At 32.4% G+C, this 20,886-nt stretch carries 19 protein-coding genes and 2 pseudogenes; 12 read left to right on the top strand and 9 right to left on the bottom strand.

The features are described 5' to 3' along the window. The first annotated feature begins 64 nt into the window (after positions 1 to 64). The 4 genes and pseudogenes from hemH (at position 65) to K5I29_RS10505 (ending at position 3,908) form a co-directional block, all read left to right on the top strand. Positions 65 to 1,084 (top strand): ferrochelatase, encoded by a 1,020-nt coding sequence (gene hemH, locus K5I29_RS10520; RefSeq protein WP_264433170.1) that lies wholly within the window; start codon positions 65 to 67, stop codon positions 1,082 to 1,084. Between the two features lie 6 nt (positions 1,085 to 1,090). Further along, complete coding sequence (locus tag K5I29_RS10515; protein WP_264433168.1) at positions 1,091 to 1,630, top strand: CopD family protein; 540 nt, start codon at positions 1,091 to 1,093, stop codon at positions 1,628 to 1,630. Between the two features lie 60 nt (positions 1,631 to 1,690). Then, a pseudogene (locus K5I29_RS10510) lies at positions 1,691 to 3,113 on the top strand (sensor histidine kinase). 12 nt (positions 3,114 to 3,125) lie between these two features. Further along, complete coding sequence (locus K5I29_RS10505) at positions 3,126 to 3,908, top strand: enoyl-CoA hydratase-related protein (RefSeq protein ID WP_264433166.1); 783 nt, start codon at positions 3,126 to 3,128, stop codon at positions 3,906 to 3,908. Between the two features lie 201 nt (positions 3,909 to 4,109). Here the strand turns inward: K5I29_RS10505 and K5I29_RS10500 are convergent, their stop codons facing one another. The 4 genes from K5I29_RS10500 to rnr form a co-directional block, all read right to left on the bottom strand. Further along, on the bottom strand, positions 4,110 to 5,201 hold the full coding sequence (locus K5I29_RS10500; RefSeq protein WP_264433165.1) for an MBL fold metallo-hydrolase: 1,092 nt from the start codon (positions 5,199 to 5,201) through the stop codon (positions 4,110 to 4,112). 75 nt (positions 5,202 to 5,276) lie between these two features. After that, positions 5,277 to 5,969: a LysE family translocator gene (locus K5I29_RS10495; protein ID WP_264433163.1), complete on the bottom strand. Its 693-nt coding sequence runs from the start codon at positions 5,967 to 5,969 to the stop codon at positions 5,277 to 5,279. Positions 5,970 to 6,029: 60 nt separating this feature from the next. Then, positions 6,030 to 6,710, bottom strand: coding sequence for a head GIN domain-containing protein (locus tag K5I29_RS10490; protein ID WP_264433161.1), 681 nt, complete (start codon positions 6,708 to 6,710; stop codon positions 6,030 to 6,032). A gap of 13 nt (positions 6,711 to 6,723) precedes the next feature. Next, entirely contained in the window at positions 6,724 to 8,904 is a 2,181-nt protein-coding gene (gene rnr / locus K5I29_RS10485) for a ribonuclease R (protein ID WP_264433159.1), read from the bottom strand. Positions 8,905 to 9,230: 326 nt separating this feature from the next. Here rnr and rpiB point away from each other — a divergent pair, with 326 nt between their 5' ends. Beyond that, positions 9,231 to 9,662: a ribose 5-phosphate isomerase B gene (gene rpiB, locus K5I29_RS10480; RefSeq protein WP_264433157.1), complete on the top strand. Its 432-nt coding sequence runs from the start codon at positions 9,231 to 9,233 to the stop codon at positions 9,660 to 9,662. 34 nt (positions 9,663 to 9,696) lie between these two features. Here rpiB and K5I29_RS10475 read toward each other — a convergent pair whose 3' ends face one another. Then, a complete protein-coding gene (locus K5I29_RS10475; protein WP_264433156.1) occupies positions 9,697 to 9,963 on the bottom strand; it encodes a DUF1294 domain-containing protein in 267 nt (88 codons plus the stop codon). A 41-nt stretch (positions 9,964 to 10,004) separates the two neighbouring features. On the opposite strand from K5I29_RS10475, the gene K5I29_RS10470 reads away from it, so the two are divergent. The 5 genes and pseudogenes from K5I29_RS10470 to K5I29_RS10450 all read left to right on the top strand — a co-directional run bounded on the left by K5I29_RS10470 (position 10,005) and on the right by K5I29_RS10450 (position 16,023). Further along, complete coding sequence (locus tag K5I29_RS10470) at positions 10,005 to 10,721, top strand: M15 family metallopeptidase (RefSeq protein ID WP_264433153.1); 717 nt, start codon at positions 10,005 to 10,007, stop codon at positions 10,719 to 10,721. Between the two features lie 81 nt (positions 10,722 to 10,802). Then, a complete protein-coding gene (locus tag K5I29_RS10465; protein WP_264433152.1) occupies positions 10,803 to 12,929 on the top strand; it encodes a Tex family protein in 2,127 nt (708 codons plus the stop codon). Between the two features lie 14 nt (positions 12,930 to 12,943). Then, a pseudogene (locus K5I29_RS10460) lies at positions 12,944 to 13,926 on the top strand (UDP-glucuronic acid decarboxylase family protein). Between the two features lie 4 nt (positions 13,927 to 13,930). Next, complete coding sequence (locus tag K5I29_RS10455; RefSeq protein WP_264433150.1) at positions 13,931 to 15,268, top strand: exopolysaccharide biosynthesis polyprenyl glycosylphosphotransferase; 1,338 nt, start codon at positions 13,931 to 13,933, stop codon at positions 15,266 to 15,268. After that, a complete protein-coding gene (locus tag K5I29_RS10450; RefSeq protein WP_264433148.1) occupies positions 15,268 to 16,023 on the top strand; it encodes a glycosyltransferase family 2 protein in 756 nt (251 codons plus the stop codon). Before K5I29_RS10455 ends, K5I29_RS10450 begins: the two co-directional genes overlap by 1 nt. A gap of 16 nt (positions 16,024 to 16,039) precedes the next feature. Here the strand turns inward: K5I29_RS10450 and K5I29_RS10445 are convergent, their stop codons facing one another. The 3 genes from K5I29_RS10445 to K5I29_RS10435 form a co-directional block, all read right to left on the bottom strand. Next, positions 16,040 to 17,350, bottom strand: coding sequence for a phenylacetate--CoA ligase family protein (locus tag K5I29_RS10445; protein WP_264433146.1), 1,311 nt, complete (start codon positions 17,348 to 17,350; stop codon positions 16,040 to 16,042). Next, positions 17,337 to 17,714, bottom strand: a complete 378-nt coding sequence (locus tag K5I29_RS10440; RefSeq protein ID WP_264433143.1) for a hypothetical protein — start codon at positions 17,712 to 17,714, stop codon at positions 17,337 to 17,339. Before K5I29_RS10440 ends, K5I29_RS10445 begins: the two co-directional genes overlap by 14 nt. A 73-nt stretch (positions 17,715 to 17,787) precedes the next feature. After that, a complete protein-coding gene (locus tag K5I29_RS10435; protein WP_264433141.1) occupies positions 17,788 to 18,216 on the bottom strand; it encodes a hypothetical protein in 429 nt (142 codons plus the stop codon). Positions 18,217 to 18,297: 81 nt separating this feature from the next. Here K5I29_RS10435 and purD point away from each other — a divergent pair, with 81 nt between their 5' ends. Further along, positions 18,298 to 19,569: a phosphoribosylamine--glycine ligase gene (purD, locus tag K5I29_RS10430; RefSeq protein ID WP_264433140.1), complete on the top strand. Its 1,272-nt coding sequence runs from the start codon at positions 18,298 to 18,300 to the stop codon at positions 19,567 to 19,569. A gap of 35 nt (positions 19,570 to 19,604) precedes the next feature. On the opposite strand, the gene K5I29_RS10425 is transcribed toward purD, so the two are convergent. Then, the gene (locus K5I29_RS10425) at positions 19,605 to 19,835 is read right to left on the bottom strand and encodes a DUF6341 family protein (protein WP_264433138.1); all 231 of its coding nucleotides are present in this window, start codon (positions 19,833 to 19,835) and stop codon (positions 19,605 to 19,607) included. Between the two features lie 96 nt (positions 19,836 to 19,931). Between K5I29_RS10425 and K5I29_RS10420 the strand changes: the two genes are divergently transcribed. Further along, the gene (locus K5I29_RS10420; protein WP_264433136.1) at positions 19,932 to 20,864 is read left to right on the top strand and encodes a DUF6427 family protein; all 933 of its coding nucleotides are present in this window, start codon (positions 19,932 to 19,934) and stop codon (positions 20,862 to 20,864) included. Positions 20,865 to 20,886 lie beyond the last annotated feature (22 nt).

Raw genomic sequence — 20,886 nt, 5'->3', positions numbered from 1 at the left:
AAAATATATTAAAAAGGTTTAGTTTATGTAAACCGCAATTGTATTTTTGTAAAAAAAGAGAAACATGAAAGGAGTTTTATTAGTAAATCTAGGATCGCCAGAAAGTCCAGAACCAAAAGACGTTAAGCCTTATTTAGACGAGTTTTTAATGGATAAATATGTAATTGACGTTCCTTTTTTATTACGTGCTTTTTTAGTTAGAGGAATTATTTTGCGCAAGCGCCCAGAAGAATCTGCTCATGCTTATAAAAAAATATGGACAGACGAAGGCTCGCCTTTAATCGTTCTTTCTGAAAGAATGCACGAAAAAGTAAAACCATTGGTTGATGTGCCTGTTGCCTTAGCAATGCGTTACGGAACCATGACCATTGAAAAAGGTTTAAAAGAATTACATGACCAAGGCGTAACCGATGTTTTGTTGTTGCCTTTGTACCCGCAATATGCTATGGCATCTACCATGACTATTGAAGTTTTGGCTGAGAAAATTCGTAAAAAATCTTTCCCAGATATGAAGCTAACTAACTTTCCTGCGTTTTATAACAAACCTGGATATATTAAGGTGCTGTCAGATTCTATCAAAAATAATTTAGAAGGTTTTGATTATGATAAATTGGTTTTCTCTTACCACGGTATTCCAGAACGTCATATTCGTAAAACCGACGTAACCAAATCGCATTGTAAAATTGACGGATCATGTTGTGCAACCGCATCAAAAGCGCACGAATTTTGTTACCGCCATCAATGTTTTGAAACTACGCGTTTGGTGGTAGAACAGCTACAAATTCCTGAAGATAAATATACCGTTACTTTTCAATCTCGATTAGCTGGTGATAAATGGTTAGAACCTTATACCGATGTTGAAATTGATAACATGCCTGCAAAAGGAATTAAAAAAATTGCAGTAGTTACTCCAGCGTTTGTTACCGATTGTTTAGAAACTTTAGAAGAAATTGCTATGCGCGCTGATGAAGATTTTAAATCTAACGGTGGTGAAGAATTTTTAACCATTCCTTGTTTAAACGATGATAGCGCTTGGTGCGAAGTTGTTGCAGATTGGATTAAAGATTGGGCTAAACAAGAATAACATAACATGTATTTATATTTAAAAGCACTACATATTATTTTTATTGTATGTTGGTTTGCCGGACTATTTTATATTGTTCGGCTTTTTGTGTATTATGCCGAAGCACAATTAAAAGAACAAACTGCACGCCAAATTTTATTAGCACAATACAAAATAATGACCAATAGGTTGTGGTTTATTATTACTTGGCCAGCGGCAATTTTAGCAACCATTTTTGGAGTAAGCATGCTGATTGAAAATCCTATTTTACTTCAGCAACCTTGGATGCACGTTAAGCTGTTTTTTGTTGTTTTATTATGGCTGTATCATTTTAAATGCCATCAATTTGTAAAACAAGTTGAAAATGGTACCCTAACCAAATCCAATTCGTTTTTTAGAATTTTGAATGAAGGTGCAACAATTATATTATTTTCTGTTGTTTTTTTAGTAATTTTAAAAAATGCCTTCAACTGGATTTTTGGCGTAGTAGGAATTATTGTTTTCTCTATGTTATTAATGATGGGCTATAAGTTTTATAAAAAAATACGAGAAAAAGCCAATAAATAGCACATGCCTATTCGTTCAAAAATATCGCAAAGATCTTTAAGGGTTAGAATATTTATCGCCATGATATTTCTAACCTTTATTGCTTCTATATTAATTGGTTTTGTATCCATTTACCAATTTAATAACGAAGCCCGTATATCACAACGATCGTTTAGAACGTAAAGAAAATGCTGTAACCGAGCATATAAACTATTTATTAGCAAACACAACATATCCGTTAACCTCAAAAAACTTACCGTTAATTTTTAAAGACCGAATTAACGAGCTTGCAAAAATTCATACAACCGAAATTAATATTTTCGATTTACAAGGTAAATTACTCATTTCATCGCGTGGTGTTTTTGCGGTTGACACGCTTTCTAGAGCCATTAATCCAACCATTATAAAAGTTTTAGAAACTTCAGGCGATAAGCGCTTTGTTGATTTAAAAATGATTGATGGCGAGCGTTATCGTACCGTTTATACCTATTTAAAAGACAGAAAGTTTAAACCTTTAGGTATTGTAAGTTTGCCTTATATAGAAGATACGCAGTATTATAAAAACGAAATTCAGAACTTCATTTTTCGTTTTCTACAAGTTTACTTGTTAATGTTTATCATTACCATCATTTTTGCGTACATTTTATCCAGTTACATTACCAAACCATTACAAATTATTTCTGAAAAGCTGCGTTTAACGTGGTTAAACAAAAAAAACGAAAAACTTCCTACCTTAAATACAAGTTCTGAAATTATCGAGCTGATCGATTCGTACAACGAAATGGTTAGTGAATTAGAACGCTCAGCCGAACTTTTAGCCCAATCCGAACGCGATAGTGCTTGGCAAGAAATGGCTAAACAAGTAGCACACGAAATTAAAAATCCGTTAACGCCCATGCGTTTAACCGTACAAAGCTTTGAACGCCGATTTAATCCTGAAGACCCAAATATTTATCAAAAAGTAAAAGATTATTCCAACACGTTAATTCAGCAAATTGATACCATGACCGCTGTTGCATCTGCTTTTTCTAACTTTGCATCGTTACCAGTGCAACAAAACGAAACTTTAGATGTGGTTTATGTAGTACAATTGGCTTTAGAAATTTTTAATGAAGATTATGTTACTTTTTCATCAACCGAAGCAAGCATTATAACAACAATAGATCGTTCGCAATTAATTCGAATAATTACTAACTTAGTTAAAAATGCCATTCAAGCCATTCCAGAAGATCGCGAACCTAAAATGGTAAACGTACATCTATCTGCAGCCGATGGATTTGCTAAGATTGAGGTTGAAGATAACGGTAAAGGAATTCCTGAAGAATATGTAAACCGCGTTTTTGAACCAAAGTTTAGCACCAAAGCTGTTGGTATGGGATTGGGGCTTGGTATTATTAAAAATATAATAGAAGGTTACAACGGAACCATTGCTTTTAAAACAGAAGAAAATGTAGGAACAACCTTTGTTGTTTTACTACCAATATCGCAAATAACTAATAATTAAAAAGATATAAACATGGATTTTGAAAATTTAGTAATTGAAACAGCCGATTTTGTTTCGGTAATTACCATCAATCGTCCGGCAAAACTTAATGCATTAAACAAACAAACTATTGAAGAGCTGCACCAAGCTTTTAAAGCATTGCAAACCGATAACCAAACCAAGGTTATTGTTTTAACCGGAAGTGGTGAAAAAGCATTTGTAGCTGGAGCTGATATTTCTGAATTCGCTAATTTTTCTGCTTCTGAAGGCGAAAAGTTAGCTGCAGTTGGGCAACAAGTACTTTTTGATTTTGTGCAAAACTACAACAAACCTGTTATTGCAGCAATTAATGGCTTTGCTTTGGGCGGAGGATTAGAATTGGCCATGGCAGCGCATTTTAGAGTTGCATCTAATAATGCTAAAATGGGTTTGCCTGAGGTAACTTTAGGCGTAATTCCGGGCTACGGTGGTACACAACGTTTAACACAATTAGTTGGTAAAGGCCGCGCTTTAGAAATGATTATGACAGCAGGAATGATTGATGCAACTTCTGCATTAAATTACGGATTGGTAAACCATGTGGTTTCTCAGCCAGAATTGCTTGATTTTGCTAAAGGAATTGCAACTAAAATAGCTAAAAATTCTACTGTTGCTATTGCTAAAGCTATTGAAGCTGTAAATGCAAATTTTGCTGAAGGCGTAAATGGTTTTGAGGTTGAAATTAAAAAATTTGGAGAATGTTTTGCTACCGAAGATTTTAAAGAAGGAACAACAGCATTTTTAGAAAAAAGAAAACCAACTTTTACAGGAAAATAGAAAAAGAGCTCGGCATAAAACCGAGCTCTTTTAACAAAAATTAATTAGTATTTATAGTGGGTGGGTTATTCTAAATTTAGAACTAACGCTATAAAAACCTTTTATAATTCTTTAAAAGTTATGTTTGTTAATTCTGCACAATTATAGGTATATATTTTAATAAAAATTAAAAAATATAAATTTTAACATGTTAAATTTTTGTTATTTGTAAGAATTCCACCAAGGCTCAAAAACTTGGTTATTTTCGTTTAAATAAACAACTTCACCAATTTTTGGTGTTGCAAGGTTTAGTGAATCATTTTTCTGAACTAAATCTTTTAACGGCGTGTCCCATTCGTGATGCGCTAATTTAAATTTGCTAGAATGTACCGGCATAATACGTTTTGCCTTTAAATCTTTTGCTGCTTGCAGCAATTCTTCAGGAAATAAATGAATGTAGCGCCAAGCTTTGTTATATTGCCCATTTTCTAGCAAAGCAAAATCAAAAGGGCCAAATTGCTCGCCAATAGCTTTAAAATGTGAATCGTAACCGCTATCTCCACCAATATAAAGTTTAAAATCTTCCGACTCTAGTACGTACGATGTCCATAAGGTGTTATTTCTTTTTAAACTACGGCCAGAAAAATGGCGAGTTGGCATAAAGCTAATTTTCAAGTTTTTGTCTAAAACTTCGCTTTCATACCATTCTTTCTCAATCAATCGCTCAGCATCATATCCCCAATGTTCTAAATGGCTGCCAACGCCAAGCGGACAAATTACTTGTTTTACTTTATCTTTTAACGCAACAAGGGTTTCGTAATCTAAATGATCGTAATGGTCGTGCGTTAATATTAAATAATCTATTTCAGGCATGTTTGCTGCCTTATAATAATCGCTGCCATTAAAAGCTTTTGCCGTATTGGGTATTGGCGAAACGTTACCACTAAATACCGGATCGATTAAGTACTTTTTTCCGTGTAGTTGAATAAAATAAGACGAATGGCCAAACCAAACTAAAACGTTTTCATTGGCAGGAATCGTTTTTAAATCGGTTACAACATGTGGTATTTCTTGATCTGGAATGGTGTTTGGATGTTTTTTGAAAAAGAAATTCCAAAAAACCTGAAAAGTTGTATGTCCTTCTGCCAATGCTGGGGTGTGCGATAAGTTCTGAAACGCACCATTAGCGTAAAATTGAGATTGCTTTATTTTTTCTAAACGTGCACCGCTTGGATTTTTACCAAATTTTGGTTGTAAGGTGTATAAATAAGCGCCCAAAAGTAAAAGAGCAATAAGTAAAAAAAGGTACCACATAATTTTTAGAAACTTTTTCAAAAGCGTGAGGTATTGATTAAAGAAAAGCGAAGTTATATAACTTCGCTTTCTTATTTATTTTATTAATTCTATTTGATGAATTTTTTCTTTTAGTATTTCTTTCTTGCCAGGAAAAAAACCTTGAAACATTAAAAAGGCGCCAAAAATTATTAATATAAAACTGCTAATTTTTTTAACTTTTAAAATGTTTTGTGCTGTTAGCTTTTTTTGCAGTTGTTTGGCTAAAAATATTTTGCCTAAATCTGTAATAAAATACATTACAATTACTGCAATAAAAAATACAAGCAAACGCGAACTTACCATGTCAAACTTGGGGCCAAAGGTGAGTAAAATACCCAACCAAAAACCAAGTACGCCAATGTTAATAAAGTTTAATGCAAATCCTTTAAAAAAGTACCCAACATAATTTTTGGTGTTTAATACAATTTTAATTTCTTCTTTATTTACTTCTTGTATTATTTTGGTTCTAAAATTTAAATACAAAGATATTAATCCGTAAACCAGCATAATTAAACCACCAACAATAAATATAATCGGATCGTCTTTAATGCGTTCTAACAGCTTGTAACTTGTAAAATAGGCAATTAAAATAAAAACAATATCCGCAAAAATTACACCCGAGTCAAAAATAAGCGCAGCTTTTACTCCTCTTGTAATACTGGTTTCAAGTAATACAAAAAAAACGGGGCCAATCATAAAACTAAGGAAAAAACCAAGCGGAATTCCTGTTAATATATCATCAAACATTTTACCTTTCTTCGATTTAGGATAGCAAATATAAGCTTTACGATGCGTAAATCGAAATGATTATTTGTTGATTTTGGTTATTTTACCTCCAGCAATCTTTTTTTCGTTTATTACTCTTGGTTTTCCATAAATGCTTATGTTTCCTCCTGCTCTAACTTTTGCATCAACCAATTCGGTTGCGGTTACAAAAGCTTCGCCACCTGCGTTTGCAGTTACGTTACATTGGCTAGATTTTAAATTATTGGCTTTAATTACTCCGCCAGAATTTGCAAGGTAATCTTGGTTATCTGCACTGCCTTCTAACGTAATTTTTCCGCCAGAATTTACATTTGCATTTACCTTTTTTACATCAATATCTAATTTAATTTCTGCTCCTTCTTTCGCAGATAAGTTTAAATCTACCAATTTAAATGCGTCGCTACTGGTAACCTTTGTTCCTTCGGTTGCAATAATTTCGTAAATATTGCTGGTATGATAAACTTTAGCATGTACTTTGTCGCCTTTTAAAAGTTTTTTGGCTGACATTTTTATTTTTAATTCGCCATTGTTGTTAATCAGCTCGGCATAATCGTTATCTGTTCCGGTTAAAACTACTTTGTTTTCGTTCGCTTTAATAAGTTCTACCGAAATTTTATCAAAGGTTTTAACAGATGTTATTTCACCCATTTCTTTAGTAATAGGTTCTTGCGCAAAGGCAAAACTAGTTGCTAAAAAGCATATAATTACTTTAAAATTTTTCATAGCTATATAATTTTTAATTTTCGTTTTTACGTAAGTAAGTAAAATCCAGTTGTTTTTTTACTAAATCGGCATTTTTAACTTTAACCCAAACTTCATCACCCAATTGGATGGTGTTTTTAGAAACTTCGCCAACTAAGGCATACTGTTTTTCATCAAACGTGTAATAATCGTCTTTTATTTCACGGATGCGAACCATGCCTTCGCATTTGTTTTCAATAACTTCAACATAAATACCCCATTCGGTAACACCAGAAATTACGCCTAAAAATTCGCGATCGCCTTGGTCTTGCATAAATTTAACTTGCATGTATTTAACACTGTCTCTTTCTGCGTTAGAAGCCAAGATTTCCATTTGTGAGCAATGTACGGCTTGTTGTTCTACCAATTCTTCATCAATCGATTTACCTCCGTCTAAATAATGTTGCAACATACGGTGCGCCATAATATCAGGATATCTTCTAATCGGTGAGGTGAAATGCGAGTAATAGTCAAAAGCCAATCCGTAATGCCCAATATTTTCTGATGAATAATTGGCTTTACTCATACTGCGAATAGCTAACGTATCAACTAAGTTTTGTTCACGTTTACCGTTTACATCTTTCAATAAAGTATTTAAACTTTCTGAAATGGTTTGTTTTGATTTAAAGTTAAGGTTGTACCCAAACTTAGAAATAATACCTTGTAGGTTAAATAATTTATCTTGATCGGGTTCGTCGTGCGTTCTGTAAATAAAGGTTTTGTTTTGTTTGCCTATAAATTCTGAAACTTTACGGTTGGCAAGCAACATAAATTCTTCAATTAATTTATTAGAATCTTTTCCTTCTTTAAAGAACACGCCAATTGGTTCTCCTTCTGGGCTTAAATTGAATTTTACTTCAACTTTATCAAATGAAATAGCTCCGTTTTTCATGCGTTTTGCGCGCATGATTTTGGCTAAATCATCCATTGTTAAGATGGCTTGAACAATATCGTTGTTAATAACGTAAGCTTCACCAGTAATAGAAATTTCTTGCGGAATGTTTCCGTTTTTAGTTTCAATAACTTGCTGCGCTTCTTCGTAAGCAAAACGCTGGTCAGAATACGTCACCGTACGGCCGTACCATGCGTTTTTAATTTCTGCTTTGGCATCTAATTCAAACACGGCAGAAAATGTATATTTTTCTTCGTGCGGTCGTAATGAACAAGCAAAGTTAGAAAGCACTTCGGGTAACATAGGTACCACGCGATCTACTAAATAAACCGATGTTGCACGTTGGTATGCTTCTTCATCTAAAACAGTACCTTCTTGCACGTAATGCGACACGTCGGCAATGTGAATACCAATTTCGTAATTTCCGTTTTCTAAAACTTTAAACGAAAGCGCATCGTCAAAATCTTTTGCATCTTTTGGGTCAATGGTAAAAGTTAACGTTTCGCGCATATCACGGCGTTTGGCAATTTCTTCGGCCGTAATGCTCGTGTCTATTTTTTGAGTGAACGCTTCCACCTCAATCGGAAATTCGTAAGGCAATCCGTATTCCGCCAAAATGGCATGAATTTCGGTGTTGTGAACGCCTGGTTTACCTAAAACCTTTAACACAGATCCAAAAGGAGAATCGGCTTTTTTAGGCCAATCTTCCATTTTAACTAAAACAACGTCACCATTTTCGGCATCACCAATTTTATCTTTCGGAATAAAAATATCGGTGTACATTTTTGGGTTCGCTGTGCTAACAAAAGCAAAGTTTTTCTGAATATCTATAACGCCAACAAATTCGGTACGTTTGCGTTCTAAAATTTCTAAAACTTCAGCTTCTGGTTTTCGAGACGAACGTTTGTTGTAAATATAAACCATAACCTTATCACCATGCAGTGCTTTGTTTAGGTTGTTGGTTGGTATAAACACATCGTCTTCAAGTTCTGGGCATACAAAATAGGCCGTTTTACGTGAGGTCATATCTATAGTACCTTCGTAATATTCTGCTTTTTGTACAATTTGGTATTTTCCTTTGGTTTCTTCAGCAATGTTGCCTTTTTTAACCAGAATATTTAGTTCTTTAATTATCTCGTTTCTACCTTGTGTATCACTAATTTCAAGTGCCGATGCAACTTGTTTGTAGTTATATGCTTTATTTGGGGTTTTCGCTAAGAATTTTAAAATTTTAACTGAATAGTCCTTACCTTTTTTTCTTGTTTTTTTAGGTTTGTTATTCATAAATAGTAATTTGTTATGTTGTAAAATACAAAAATCGTTCCGAAAAATGTGTTATTACAATATTAAATAATGTTTGGTTTGATTAAAAACCGTTTTTTTATGCTAAACTTGCTTGCATATTTTTTATAGAATAAGAATATGCTGTTTTTACAAAGTTACATATTCGAAATTAGATACGGCTTTTTTAATGAAATTGTTAGAAAGTATTTTAGATTTAAACGAATATGTTATGCATTTTTGTTTCTTTTATTAAATATGTACAAACAAGTACTGCAAATTTGTATGTAATGTTTATTTTTGTGCCATAAACACACACAACTTTACTTATGATTATTTCTATTGGAAACGACCACGCAGGTCCGGCTTATAAAAAAGCAATTGTTGCTTATTTAGAAGGTTTAGGACATACCGTTTTAAATAACGGAACAGATGATACAGCAAGCGTTGATTATCCTGACTTTGGACATGCAGTTGCAAACGATGTTAGCGCAAAAAAAGCTGATTTAGGCATTGTTATTTGCGGAAGCGGAAACGGTATTGCTATTACTGCTAACAAGCACCAAGATATTCGATGTGCTTTATGTTGGACAAAACAAATTGCTGAATTGGCCCGACAACATAACGATGCCAATGTAATTTCTATTCCTGCCCGATTTGTTAGTGAAGCAGTTGCTTTAGAAATGGTAGATGCTTTTATTCATACCGAATTTGAAGGCGGGCGCCACGCCAATCGTGTAAATAAAATTGCTTGCATATAAATTATATATAGACAGAACCCGGTTCTGTCTTTTTTTATCTTCTAAAAGTAAAAAAGTACACAAATAGCTGAGCAATAAATGTTAATAAAAATTTAATTTGAAATGATGCTTTATTGGTTTTGTGTTTGTACATTCGCATACCAATAAGCGCGCCTAAAGTGCCGCCTAAAAAAGTGAAAATTAAAAGCGTTTTTTCTGACACCCTGCGTTTGCCTTTTTCGGCCATATCTTTATCATAACCAAATAAAGTTAGCGTAAAAACGTTTATCAGTAATAGGTAAATACCTATAGCTTTGCCCATAATGCGTATTTTTGTGCAAATATAGTTAACCCTTATTGTTTATGTTTAAGAAACTTTTATTTTCAACTTTTTTAGTTGCTGCTCTTGCTTGTAAAAAGCAAGATGTTACAGAAGTTGTTCCTGTAACTATTATAACTTTAGATAGCTTAAATACCCCCTCAATAGATACCATTTCGTTACCCAAATTCGAGCCTAAACCGGCGCCGGAGTTGGATAGTATTTTTGTTAAACTTTCTGACTATTCGGATGCGTTTGAATACGATTTAAGATATGCAACCCCCAATAATTTTTTAGCGCAACAAGTTTATGATTGCGGACAATGCTATTTGCGATATAAAACCGTTGTTGCTCTTATTGCTGCGCAAGAAGATTTTAATAAGCTAGGTTATCGGCTCAAGTTATACGATTGCTACCGCCCTTTAGATGTACAGAAAAAAATGTGGCAAATTTTGCCAGGAACCAATTATGTAGCTAACCCTGCTAAAGGTTCGGTGCATAACCGAGGCGGTGCGGTAGATTTGACTTTGGTTGATAGCTTGGGTGTAGAATTAGATATGGGAACTGATTTTGATTTTTTTGGCCCTGAAGCGCATCATGCTTTTACAGATTTAGATGAAAAGGTTTTGCAAAACAGAACGTTGTTAAAACAAACCATGGAAAAACATCATTTTAAATCAATATATTCTGAATGGTGGCATTATAATTTTTTACCAGCCAGAAAAGATCCGGTTTCTAATTTTACCTGGAGCTGTTCTTAAAAACTTTAACATTAAAAGTTTTACAAAAATAGCTTTTAACGTTTTATTTAATATAATATCTTTACAATTTATTAACACATAATGACAGCAATTCAATTTATTCAACAAGCTGTAAATGCTTCTCCTAAAAATATAGAAAACACGCTGCAGCTTTTAGCTGAAGATTGTACAATTCCGTTTATAGCACGTTATCGTAAAGATTTTACAGGAAATTTAGATGAGGTTGTTATTGAGCAAATAAGCAAATACAATAAATTATATCACGAAATAGTTAAACGCAAAGAAAGCGTTTTGCAAGCCATTGCCGAACAAGGCAAATTAACAGAAGATTTAGAACAAAAAATTCAAAAATCTTTCGACTTGCAAGAAATTGAAGATTTGTATTTGCCTTATAAAAAGAAACGTAAAACCAAAGCAGATACCGCACGCGAAAATGGTTTAGAACCTTTGGCTAAAGTTTTAATGGCTCAAAATACAGATAACATAGATTTTGTTGCATCAAAATATCTTAATGAAGTTGTTTTAACAGAAGAAGATGCGTTACAAGGTGCTCGAGATATTGTGGCCGAATGGATTAACGAAAATATTTATATTCGTAAAAACCTACGCAGAATGTTTCAGCGTACAGCAACCGTTGCAACCAAAGTTGTTAAAGGAAAGGATGAAGAAGAAGCTGCGCAAAAATTCAACCAATATTTTGATTGGTCTGAAAATTTTTCGCGTGTGCCATCGCACCGTTTATTAGCTATGTTGCGTGCTGAAAATGAAGGTTTTGTAAAACTTTCGGTAGCAATTGATAAACAAGAAGCGCTTGGCTTTATTGAGCAAAATATAATTAAAAACAACAATAAAGAAACGGCTGTTCATTTACAAAAAGCCATTGCTGATGGTTACAAACGTTTGCTTGAACCAGCCATTTCTAACGAAGTTTTGCAAGAAGCAAAAGCTAAAGCAGACGCACAATCTATAGCTGTTTTTTCCAGCAATTTGCAACAACTTTTATTAGCTCCGCCGTTAGGCGAAAAACGAATTTTAGCCATAGATCCGGGGTTTAAAACAGGTTGTAAGGTAGTTTGTTTAGATGAAAAAGGTGATTTGCTGCACAACGAAACCATTTTTCCGCATGCGCCACAAAATGACACAACCATGGCTATGAAAAAAATAAAATCAATGGTTAATGCGTATAATGTTCAGGCAATTTCTATTGGAAACGGAACTGCATCTCGGGAAACGGAATTTTTTATTAAAAAAATTGCTTTTGATAAACCGGTTCAGGTTTTTGTAGTTTCAGAAGCAGGAGCGTCGGTTTATTCGGCATCTAAAATTGCGCGCGATGAATTTCCGAATTATGATGTTACCGTGCGTGGTGCTGTATCAATCGGCCGTAGGCTGTCAGATCCGTTAGCCGAATTGGTTAAAATTGAACCAAAATCAATCGGGGTTGGGCAATATCAGCACGATGTAGATCAAACTAAATTGAAAGAAGAATTAGATAATACCGTAGTACGATGCGTAAATGCGGTAGGAATTAACATAAATACGGCAAGTAAATCGTTATTAAGTTATGTTTCGGGCATTGGTGAAAAAATGGCCGAAAATATTATAACATATCGTTCAGAAAACGGGCCGTTTACATCGAGAAAAGAATTAAAAAAAGTTCCTCGTTTGGGCGAAAAAGCGTTTCAGCAAGCGGCAGCTTTTGTTAAAATTCATGGAGCTGCAAATCCGTTAGATAATTCGGCAGTGCATCCAGAAGCTTATGCTATTGTTGAAAGAATGGCGAAAGATCTTAAAGTTTCGGTTGCCGATTTGGTTGGAAATAAAGCGCTAATCGATCAAATCAATTTCTCGAATTATAAAACAGATCAAGTTGGAGAATTGTATTTAAAAGATGTTTTAAAAGAATTAACCAAACCGGGCTTGGATCCGCGTAAAGCTGCTAAAGTTTTTGAATTTGATCCGAATGTAAAAACAATTAAAGATTTACGTGCGGGCATGATTTTACCCGGCATTGTAAACAACATAACCAATTTTGGATGCTTTGTTGATGTTGGAATTAAAGAAAGCGGATTGGTGCATATTTCTCAGTTAAAAGAAGGTTTTGTATCTGATGTTAACGAGGTGGTTAAATTGCATCAGCACGTTCAGGTTAAAGTTACAGAAGTTGATGAAGCGCGCAAACGCGTACAATTATCAATGATCATATAAGTCAGTTTCAAATCATGAAAAGAATATTAATTACAGGGGCAGCAGGTTTTTTAGGATCCCATTTATGTGATCGTTTTATTGCCGAAGGTTATTACGTGATTGGAATGGATAATTTAATTACGGGTGATTTAAAAAATATAGAACATTTGTTTGCGCATCAAAATTTTGAATTTCATCATCACGACGTAACTAAATTTGTACACGTTCCGGGCGAATTGCATTATATTTTACATTTTGCATCACCTGCAAGTCCGATAGATTATTTAAAAATTCCGATTCAAACTTTAAAAGTTGGTTCTTTAGGTACGCATAATCTGTTGGGGTTAGCTCGTGTTAAAAAAGCACGTATTTTAATAGCATCTACATCAGAAGTTTATGGTGATCCGTTAGTGCACCCACAAACCGAAGAATATTATGGCAACGTAAATACAATTGGTCCGCGCGGGTTTATGATGAAGCTAAGCGCTTTCAGGAATCTATAACCATGGCTTATCATACTTTTCATGGCGTAGAAACACGAATTGTTCGTATTTTTAATACGTATGGCCCACGAATGCGTTTAAACGACGGGCGTGTAATTCCTGCTTTTATTGGTCAGGCATTGCGTGGAGAAGATTTAACGGTTTTTGGCGACGGTTCGCAAACCCGATCGTTTTGTTATGTTGATGATCAGGTGGAAGGAATTTATAGGTTGCTTTTAAGTGATTACGAATATCCGGTAAACATTGGTAATCCGGATGAAATTACAATAAAAGATTTTGCTGAGGAAATTATTAAGTTAACAGGAACGAATCAGAAAATAATTTATAAAGATTTACCTGTAAATGATCCGTTACAACGTCAGCCCGATATTACAAAGGCAAAAGCAATATTAAATTGGGAACCTAAGGTTAACCGAGCTGAAGGTATGAAAATTACCTATGCTTATTTTAAATCCTTATCAGCCGAAGAACTAGCTAAAGAAGAGCATAAAGATTTTACTAACTACATACATTAACATTTTGCAAGCTTCCAAAATTCGATTTTCTAGATATATAAGACCGCTTTCTTATTTGGTCGATCTTTTTATTATAAATTGGTTTTCTTACTTTTTTATACACCAAAATATTTTCTTCCATCTGTGTATTTCTTTAGCGTGGGTAGTAATTGCTGTAAATACCGATTTTTATGAGATTTACCGTTTTACAAAACCGTATAAAATTGTAGTAAAAATAATTAAACAATATGTTTTATTTATTTTTGTTAATTTGATTTTTGTTGGATTGCTTGAAGAGAATATTGGGGTTAAAAGGTTACTTACTTACATTTCTATAGCTTTCGTAGTTGTATTAGCTGTTAAATTTTTTATTCATTATTTTCTTAAGTTTTTCAGAATCTATTACGGCGGTAATTATAGAAACGTTGTAATTATTGGTGATAGAACAGATAAACTTGCTGATTTTTTTACTCGAAATCCTGATTTTGGTTACGTAATAACAAAACGCTATACAAAAGAAGCAGCAAAACAGAATAATTATGTTGATCTTTTCTCTTATTTAAAAAATGGTGCTGTTAATGAAATTTATATTTCTATAGCAAGTTTTACAGATAAAGATATTTATAGAATTTCTAAATTTGCTGATAATAATCTTATTAAGGTAAAATTATTGATTGATCGTAAGAGTGTTTTTACTAGAAATTTAGTTAAAGATTTTTACAATGATATTCCTATTGTTTCCTTACGTGTTTTTCCTTTAGATGATGTAAACAACAGAATCATAAAGCGTGTGTTTGATGTTGTTTTTTCTACTTTAGTTATCATTTTCTTATTATCTTGGTTAATACCTATTCTAGCATTATTAATCAAACTCGAATCTCGTGGCCCGGTATTCTTTACACAAAAACGTAATGGTCTTAATTATAAAGAGTTTTGTTGTATTAAATTTCGATCTATGTACGTAAATAAAGTTTCTGATACGAATCAGGTAAGCAGAGGAGATAGACGTATAACTAGAATCGGAGCAGTTTTACGTAAAACAAGTTTAGATGAATTGCCACAGTTTTTTAATGTTTTTATTGGTGATATGTCTGTTGTTGGTCCTCGTCCGCATATGGTAAACCAAACAAAAGAATTTGCCCTATCAATTGATAAGTTTATGATTCGTCATTTCATTAAACCAGGAATAACAGGTTTTGCTCAAATTAGCGGTTGTAGAGGTGAAGTAGAAACTAAAAGAGATATTTTAAAAAGAGTACGATACGATATTTATTACTCTGAGAATTGGTCTATTTTGTTTGATGTAAAAATCATTATTAAAACAGTTTTAAATGCTGTAAAAGGCGAAGAAAAAGCATATTAATGAAAAGCGGTTTAGTATCTATAATAACACCAACATTTAATTCTGAAAAATATATTTTAGAAACTATACAATCGGTTATTAAACAAACATATTCTAATTGGGAAATGATTATTGTTGACGATTGCTCAACAGATTCTACCTTTTCATTACTTACCTTACAAGCAGAATTAGAACCGCGAATAAAAGTTTTAAAGTTGGCTAAAAACTCTGGAGCAGGAGTTGCTAGGCAATTAGCATTAGATAATTCAAACGGTAATTATATAGCTTTTTTAGATTCTGACGACATGTGGAAACCTGAAAAACTTCAGGTTCAAATAGATTTTTTAAAAACAAATAATCTTGCAATTACATTCAGTGGTTATGAGTTAATAGATGAGAAAAGCAACCCTTTAAGAAAGTTAATTCTTCCTAAAAAACAAGTTACTTATAAGGAGTTGTTTTATTGCAATTGGATAGGTAACTTGACAGGAATATATGATGTAACTAAAATTGGAAAAATTCCAATCTCAACATTTCGAAAAAGGCAAGATTGGATTATGTGGTTAGAAGTTTTAAAAATTGAAAAAGTTGCATTTTCAACACCAAACAATTTGGCATATTATAGAATCCGAAAGGATTCTATTTCGGCTTCAAAACTTCAACTTTTAAAATCCAATTATTTGGTTTATTACAATTATCATAAACAAAATGTAGTTTCTTCTTTTTTTTCAATGCTTGTTTTTTTATACAACCAATTAATAGTGAAGAAAAATTAGAAATTAAAAAATAAAATTAGTTTATAAGTGATTGAAACTGCTTTAGCTTTCCTCGACTTGTTCTTGTTAAAACATCTTTTTTTGCAAAAATATAATGTAAATTCGGTTCTAAATAGGCGTTTCCTGCTTGAATAATAGCTTCTTCTTCTTTATTATTTAATTTATTGTCAGCCACGTATTCAATTTCAAATGTATCTAATTTTGTTTGTTTTACAATAAACTCTTTTACATTTCCATCATCTTTTATTACGCTTTTAGTTACGTAATAAAAAGTTAAACCTGGAACGATTTTACCAGAAGGAAGTTTAGCTATATCACTGGTTCTTCCTGTTAACTTTTTTAAATAGCTGGTTTTTGCATTAGATGTTTCATCTATTATACCCACATCACCAATTTCATAACGTATAAATGGATGTGCTTTGTTGTATAATGAGGTAATAACAATTTTACCTTCTTTGCCATTTTCAACAGGTTTGTTGTTACTGTCTAAAATTTCTATAAATAAAGTTTCCGTGTTTAAAGCAAATTTACCTTCAGGATTTTCAAATGCAATTAAATCCAATTCTGATGCTCCGTATTCGTTAATTACCTGTACGCCAAAATACTGCTCCATTAAATGCTTATCATCTTCAAAAAGCATTTCAGAGGTTACAAAACAAGTTTTTAAACTCGGACAAACATCTTTTAAAACAACATTTTGACTTTTTAAGTATTTAGCAAATAAAACCACAGAAGATGTGTAACCATTGATATAATCAAAAGCAGTGGATTCAAACTTTTTTAGCACTTTAGCCAAAAATGCATCATCTAAGTTAAAAATAGGAAAGCGATATCGATTCGAAAAAAAATCTTTAATGCGCTCTTTGTAATATCCTTTTTTATCTAAAGGAATTCCATAAAATCGTGCTTGTTTATCGGTATTAAAATCTATATCAAACCAGCCAAATTTATTAATAATACTGTTCCAAGTAATTGCATGTGCCCTTTTGTCTTTAGCAAAAACAAACGGATCACCACTTGAGCCGGATGTTTTATTGACAAAAACATTTTTAATATTATAACCTTTGCTTAATCTATTTTCAATTGGTTGTTGTAAATTTTTTTTGGTAAGTACGGGCAATTCTTCCCATTTTTTAAAAGAATCTTTGCCAACTAAATCTTTATAAAAAACATTGTTTTTTAAGTGAAACTCAACAATTTCTTTTTTTCTCTTCTCTGTAAATGCGGCATAATCTGATTCAGAAACCTTCAAAATCTCGTCATAAACTTTTTTTGTTTCATCAACAGGAAACCCATTAAGCTTCAGAGTTAAATTAAATAGTTTCATTCTTTTTCTTTAAAATTATGATAATACTTCCCGCAGTTAAATCTTCTTCAGACATATCTTTATAATCATCGTGTAACTTTATTTTTTTAAATTTTTCATATGTGAAAGAGTCCTTTTTGGGATTGTCAAACTCTAAATATTCTATTTCAAAACCTGTTTTTTGAAAAATATTTAAATACTCTGGTAATCTCAATCTATTGTGATAGTCAAATTTTGTCTGGATTTTATCCCATTCTTCTTGGCTGTATTGTAAAAAATCTTGTAAAGACAAAGAGTTGTCTGAGAACGCTCTATGATCGCTAGGTGAAATAAAATGAATTATTCTGATGGGTTTTTTTAGCTCTAAAAAAAATTTTTTGTGCATACTAAATAAATCATTTGGAGTCACATGTTCTAAAACAAATCTAGAAAAAACATAATCAACTTCTGGTAATTTCTCATGAATTACATTTTTTTTTAGGCATATAAATTATTCTATCGTCAATTCCATATTTAGTTCTAGAAAAGTCTTTATAACTTTCAGATGTAAAATACTGTATGTTAAAATTTAAAATTTTACTTTTTTGATAATGATGATTTAAATCATATGTATAAACTAAGCTCGCGTTTCCTTTAAACAAAAACTCATATGGCATTGCAGGAATCCATCCCGATCCAATTTCAATAATTTTTTTTTGGTTTAAATTTAAATTTAAATGTGTTAATACTTCTTCTAATTTATTGTAAGTTTTGATGTTACTTTTTAATTTTGAATTAAAATTTTTAGAAGATTTTATATTTTGCAAGTAATGGTACAAAGTATAACCTAAAAAAGAAGGTAAAATATTTAAAGCTTTAAAGATTCGTGTTTTGGATTTATGATTCATTTTGTAGGTTTAGATTGTTCTTAAAATTAAAATTTATTATTCAATATAAAAGAATTATTTTTGTTCAAAACAACACAACATATGAACATATTACTTTTAGGTTCCGGAGGTAGAGAACATGCTTTAGCATGGAAAATGCTTCAAAGCGAACATTGCAATAAACTTTACGTAGCACCAGGAAATGCTGGTACAGCAGCCATAGCTACAAACCTTAACGTAAATCCAAACAATTTTAGTGCAATTAAGCAACAGGTTTTAGCATTAGATATAAACATGGTTGTTGTTGGGCCCGAAGATCCGTTGGTAAACGGGGTTTACGATTTTTTTAAAAACGATGCCGATTTAAAACATATTCCAGTAATTGGACCATCTAAATATGCCGCACAATTAGAAGGAAGTAAAGAATTTGCTAAAGAATTTTTAGTAAAAAACAACATTCCTACAGCACGTTATCAGGCTTTTACAAAAGATACGATTGAGGCAGGTTGCGAATTTCTAACCACATTAAAAGCGCCTTACGTTTTAAAAGCTGATGGATTAGCTGCTGGTAAAGGAGTTTTAATTTTAAACGATTTAGCCGAAGCGCAACAAGAATTGCGCAACATGCTGGTTGATGCTAAATTTGGCGATGCATCATCTAAAGTTGTTATTGAAGAATTTTTAGACGGTATTGAACTTTCGTGTTTTGTTTTAACCGATGGTAAATCGTATAAAATTTTACCAACTGCAAAAGATTACAAACGCATTGGCGAAGGTGATACGGGCTTAAATACGGGCGGAATGGGTGCAGTTTCTCCAGTTCCTTTTGCAACGCCAGAATTTTTACAAAAAGTTGAAGAACGTGTGGTAAAACCAACCATTCAAGGTTTTATAAACGATAATATTGATTACAAAGGATTTGTTTTTATTGGACTAATTAAAGTGGGCGACGATCCGTTTGTGATTGAATACAACGTGCGTATGGGCGATCCAGAAACTGAAGTTGTTATGCCTCGCTTAAAATCTGATTTAGTGCAAATTTTTAAAGCTATCGGTTCAGAAACTTTAAATCAGGTTGAATTAGATATTGATGAGCGTGCAGCAACAACAATTATGGTTGTTTCTGGTGGATATCCAGAAGATTATGAAAAAGGAAAAGTAATTACCGGTTTAGAAAATGTTACCGATTCTATTGTTTTTCATGCAGGTACTGCGTTACAAAATAATGAAGTTGTAACAAATGGCGGTCGTGTTTTAGCTGTAACGTCGTACGGTGAAACATTTAACGAAGCCATTAAAAAATCATACCAAGCTATCGAAAAAATTAAGTTTGATAACATGTATTTCAGAAAAGATATTGGTTTCGATTTATAAAAAAAGCCTCAACTTAGTTGAGGCTTTTCTTTTTCTTATTTTAAGAATGAGTGAGCGGTTGTATCTTGCTCATCTGCTCCACTTTCGTGGAAAATAGCTAACTGTTTCATCCAGTAGCCAAAAGCAGCACACAAAATGATTATGAAAATCCAAGTAATGAAATTCGCTAACCACCAGTTACTCAATTCTAGTTTTGCTAGGGCGTTCATTGGTGTCATTAAAAAATCACCAATAAACCAACCTAAACCGTTGAAAAAAGATGTCATAACTTTAAAGTTTTTTGCTGCAAACAATTCGAATATATTTGCAACGGTTATTTACACATGTGTTATCTTTACAACGCAAAAATAGGAAATATATATATGATAACAAGCATTTTTAATAAAACAAGACCAATAAATTATATTATTTTATTTGTTTTTTTATTGATTTTCTTTACTCTTTACCAAAGTTTGGCTGTAACAACGCCATTAAATTTTATTACAGGTTTACAAAAAGCAGGATCGTTTTTACTTTTAAACGCATCACTTTTTTTAATGCATTTTATTTATAACCGTAATAATTTGGTTAAAGACAACATGTTTGGTGCCTTCTTCTCGTTTTTGTTTTGCTTGTTATTTCCTGAGATTTTTAATAGCCCGCATATTATTTGTGCTCTGTTTTTATTGGTTTTAGCTTTTAGGCGATTAATTGCTTTGCGATCTAAACTCAGCATCAAACAAAAACTTTTTGATAGCTGCGTATTAATTTTAATTGCCAGTTTGTTTTACGTTTGGAGCGCTTTGTTTTTGTTACTGGTATTTTTTGTTATTATGTTTCAAACTTCGTTTGATTTTAAAAACTGGCTTATTCCTTTTATTGCTTTATTTATTGTAGGATCCATTGCTATATTTTTTGAAATGATTTTTAATACGGGCTATATTTTTAGTTTAATAGAATCTGTTTCGTTTTCTTTTAACTTACATGCCTTAGCTAATCAATCCGTTACATTTTTCGTTTTGTGTTTTTATGCCTTAATTATCATTTTGTTTTTGTTCTCCTCGTTTGTTACAAGCGGATCTAGATCGGTAAACCGCACCGCAGTATATCATATTTTGTATTTAATTTTAATAATATCTTTTATTATTTTTATTTGCATGCCAACGCCAAACTTGGCAGTAGCATCTTTTTCCTTTTTTCCTTTAGCGATTATGGGAAGTAATATGATTGAGAAAATTGAAAAAGCTTGGATAAAAGAATCCTTTTTGGGTGGTATAACCGTATGTATTTTAATTTTTTACTTTTTACAACTATAAAAAAAGAGCGTTTTAAACGCTC

Source organism: Flavobacterium agricola, assembly GCF_025919725.1.
Taxonomy (GTDB): domain Bacteria; phylum Bacteroidota; class Bacteroidia; order Flavobacteriales; family Flavobacteriaceae; genus Flavobacterium; species Flavobacterium agricola.
This window is presented reverse-complemented; position numbering and strand designations above follow the sequence as displayed.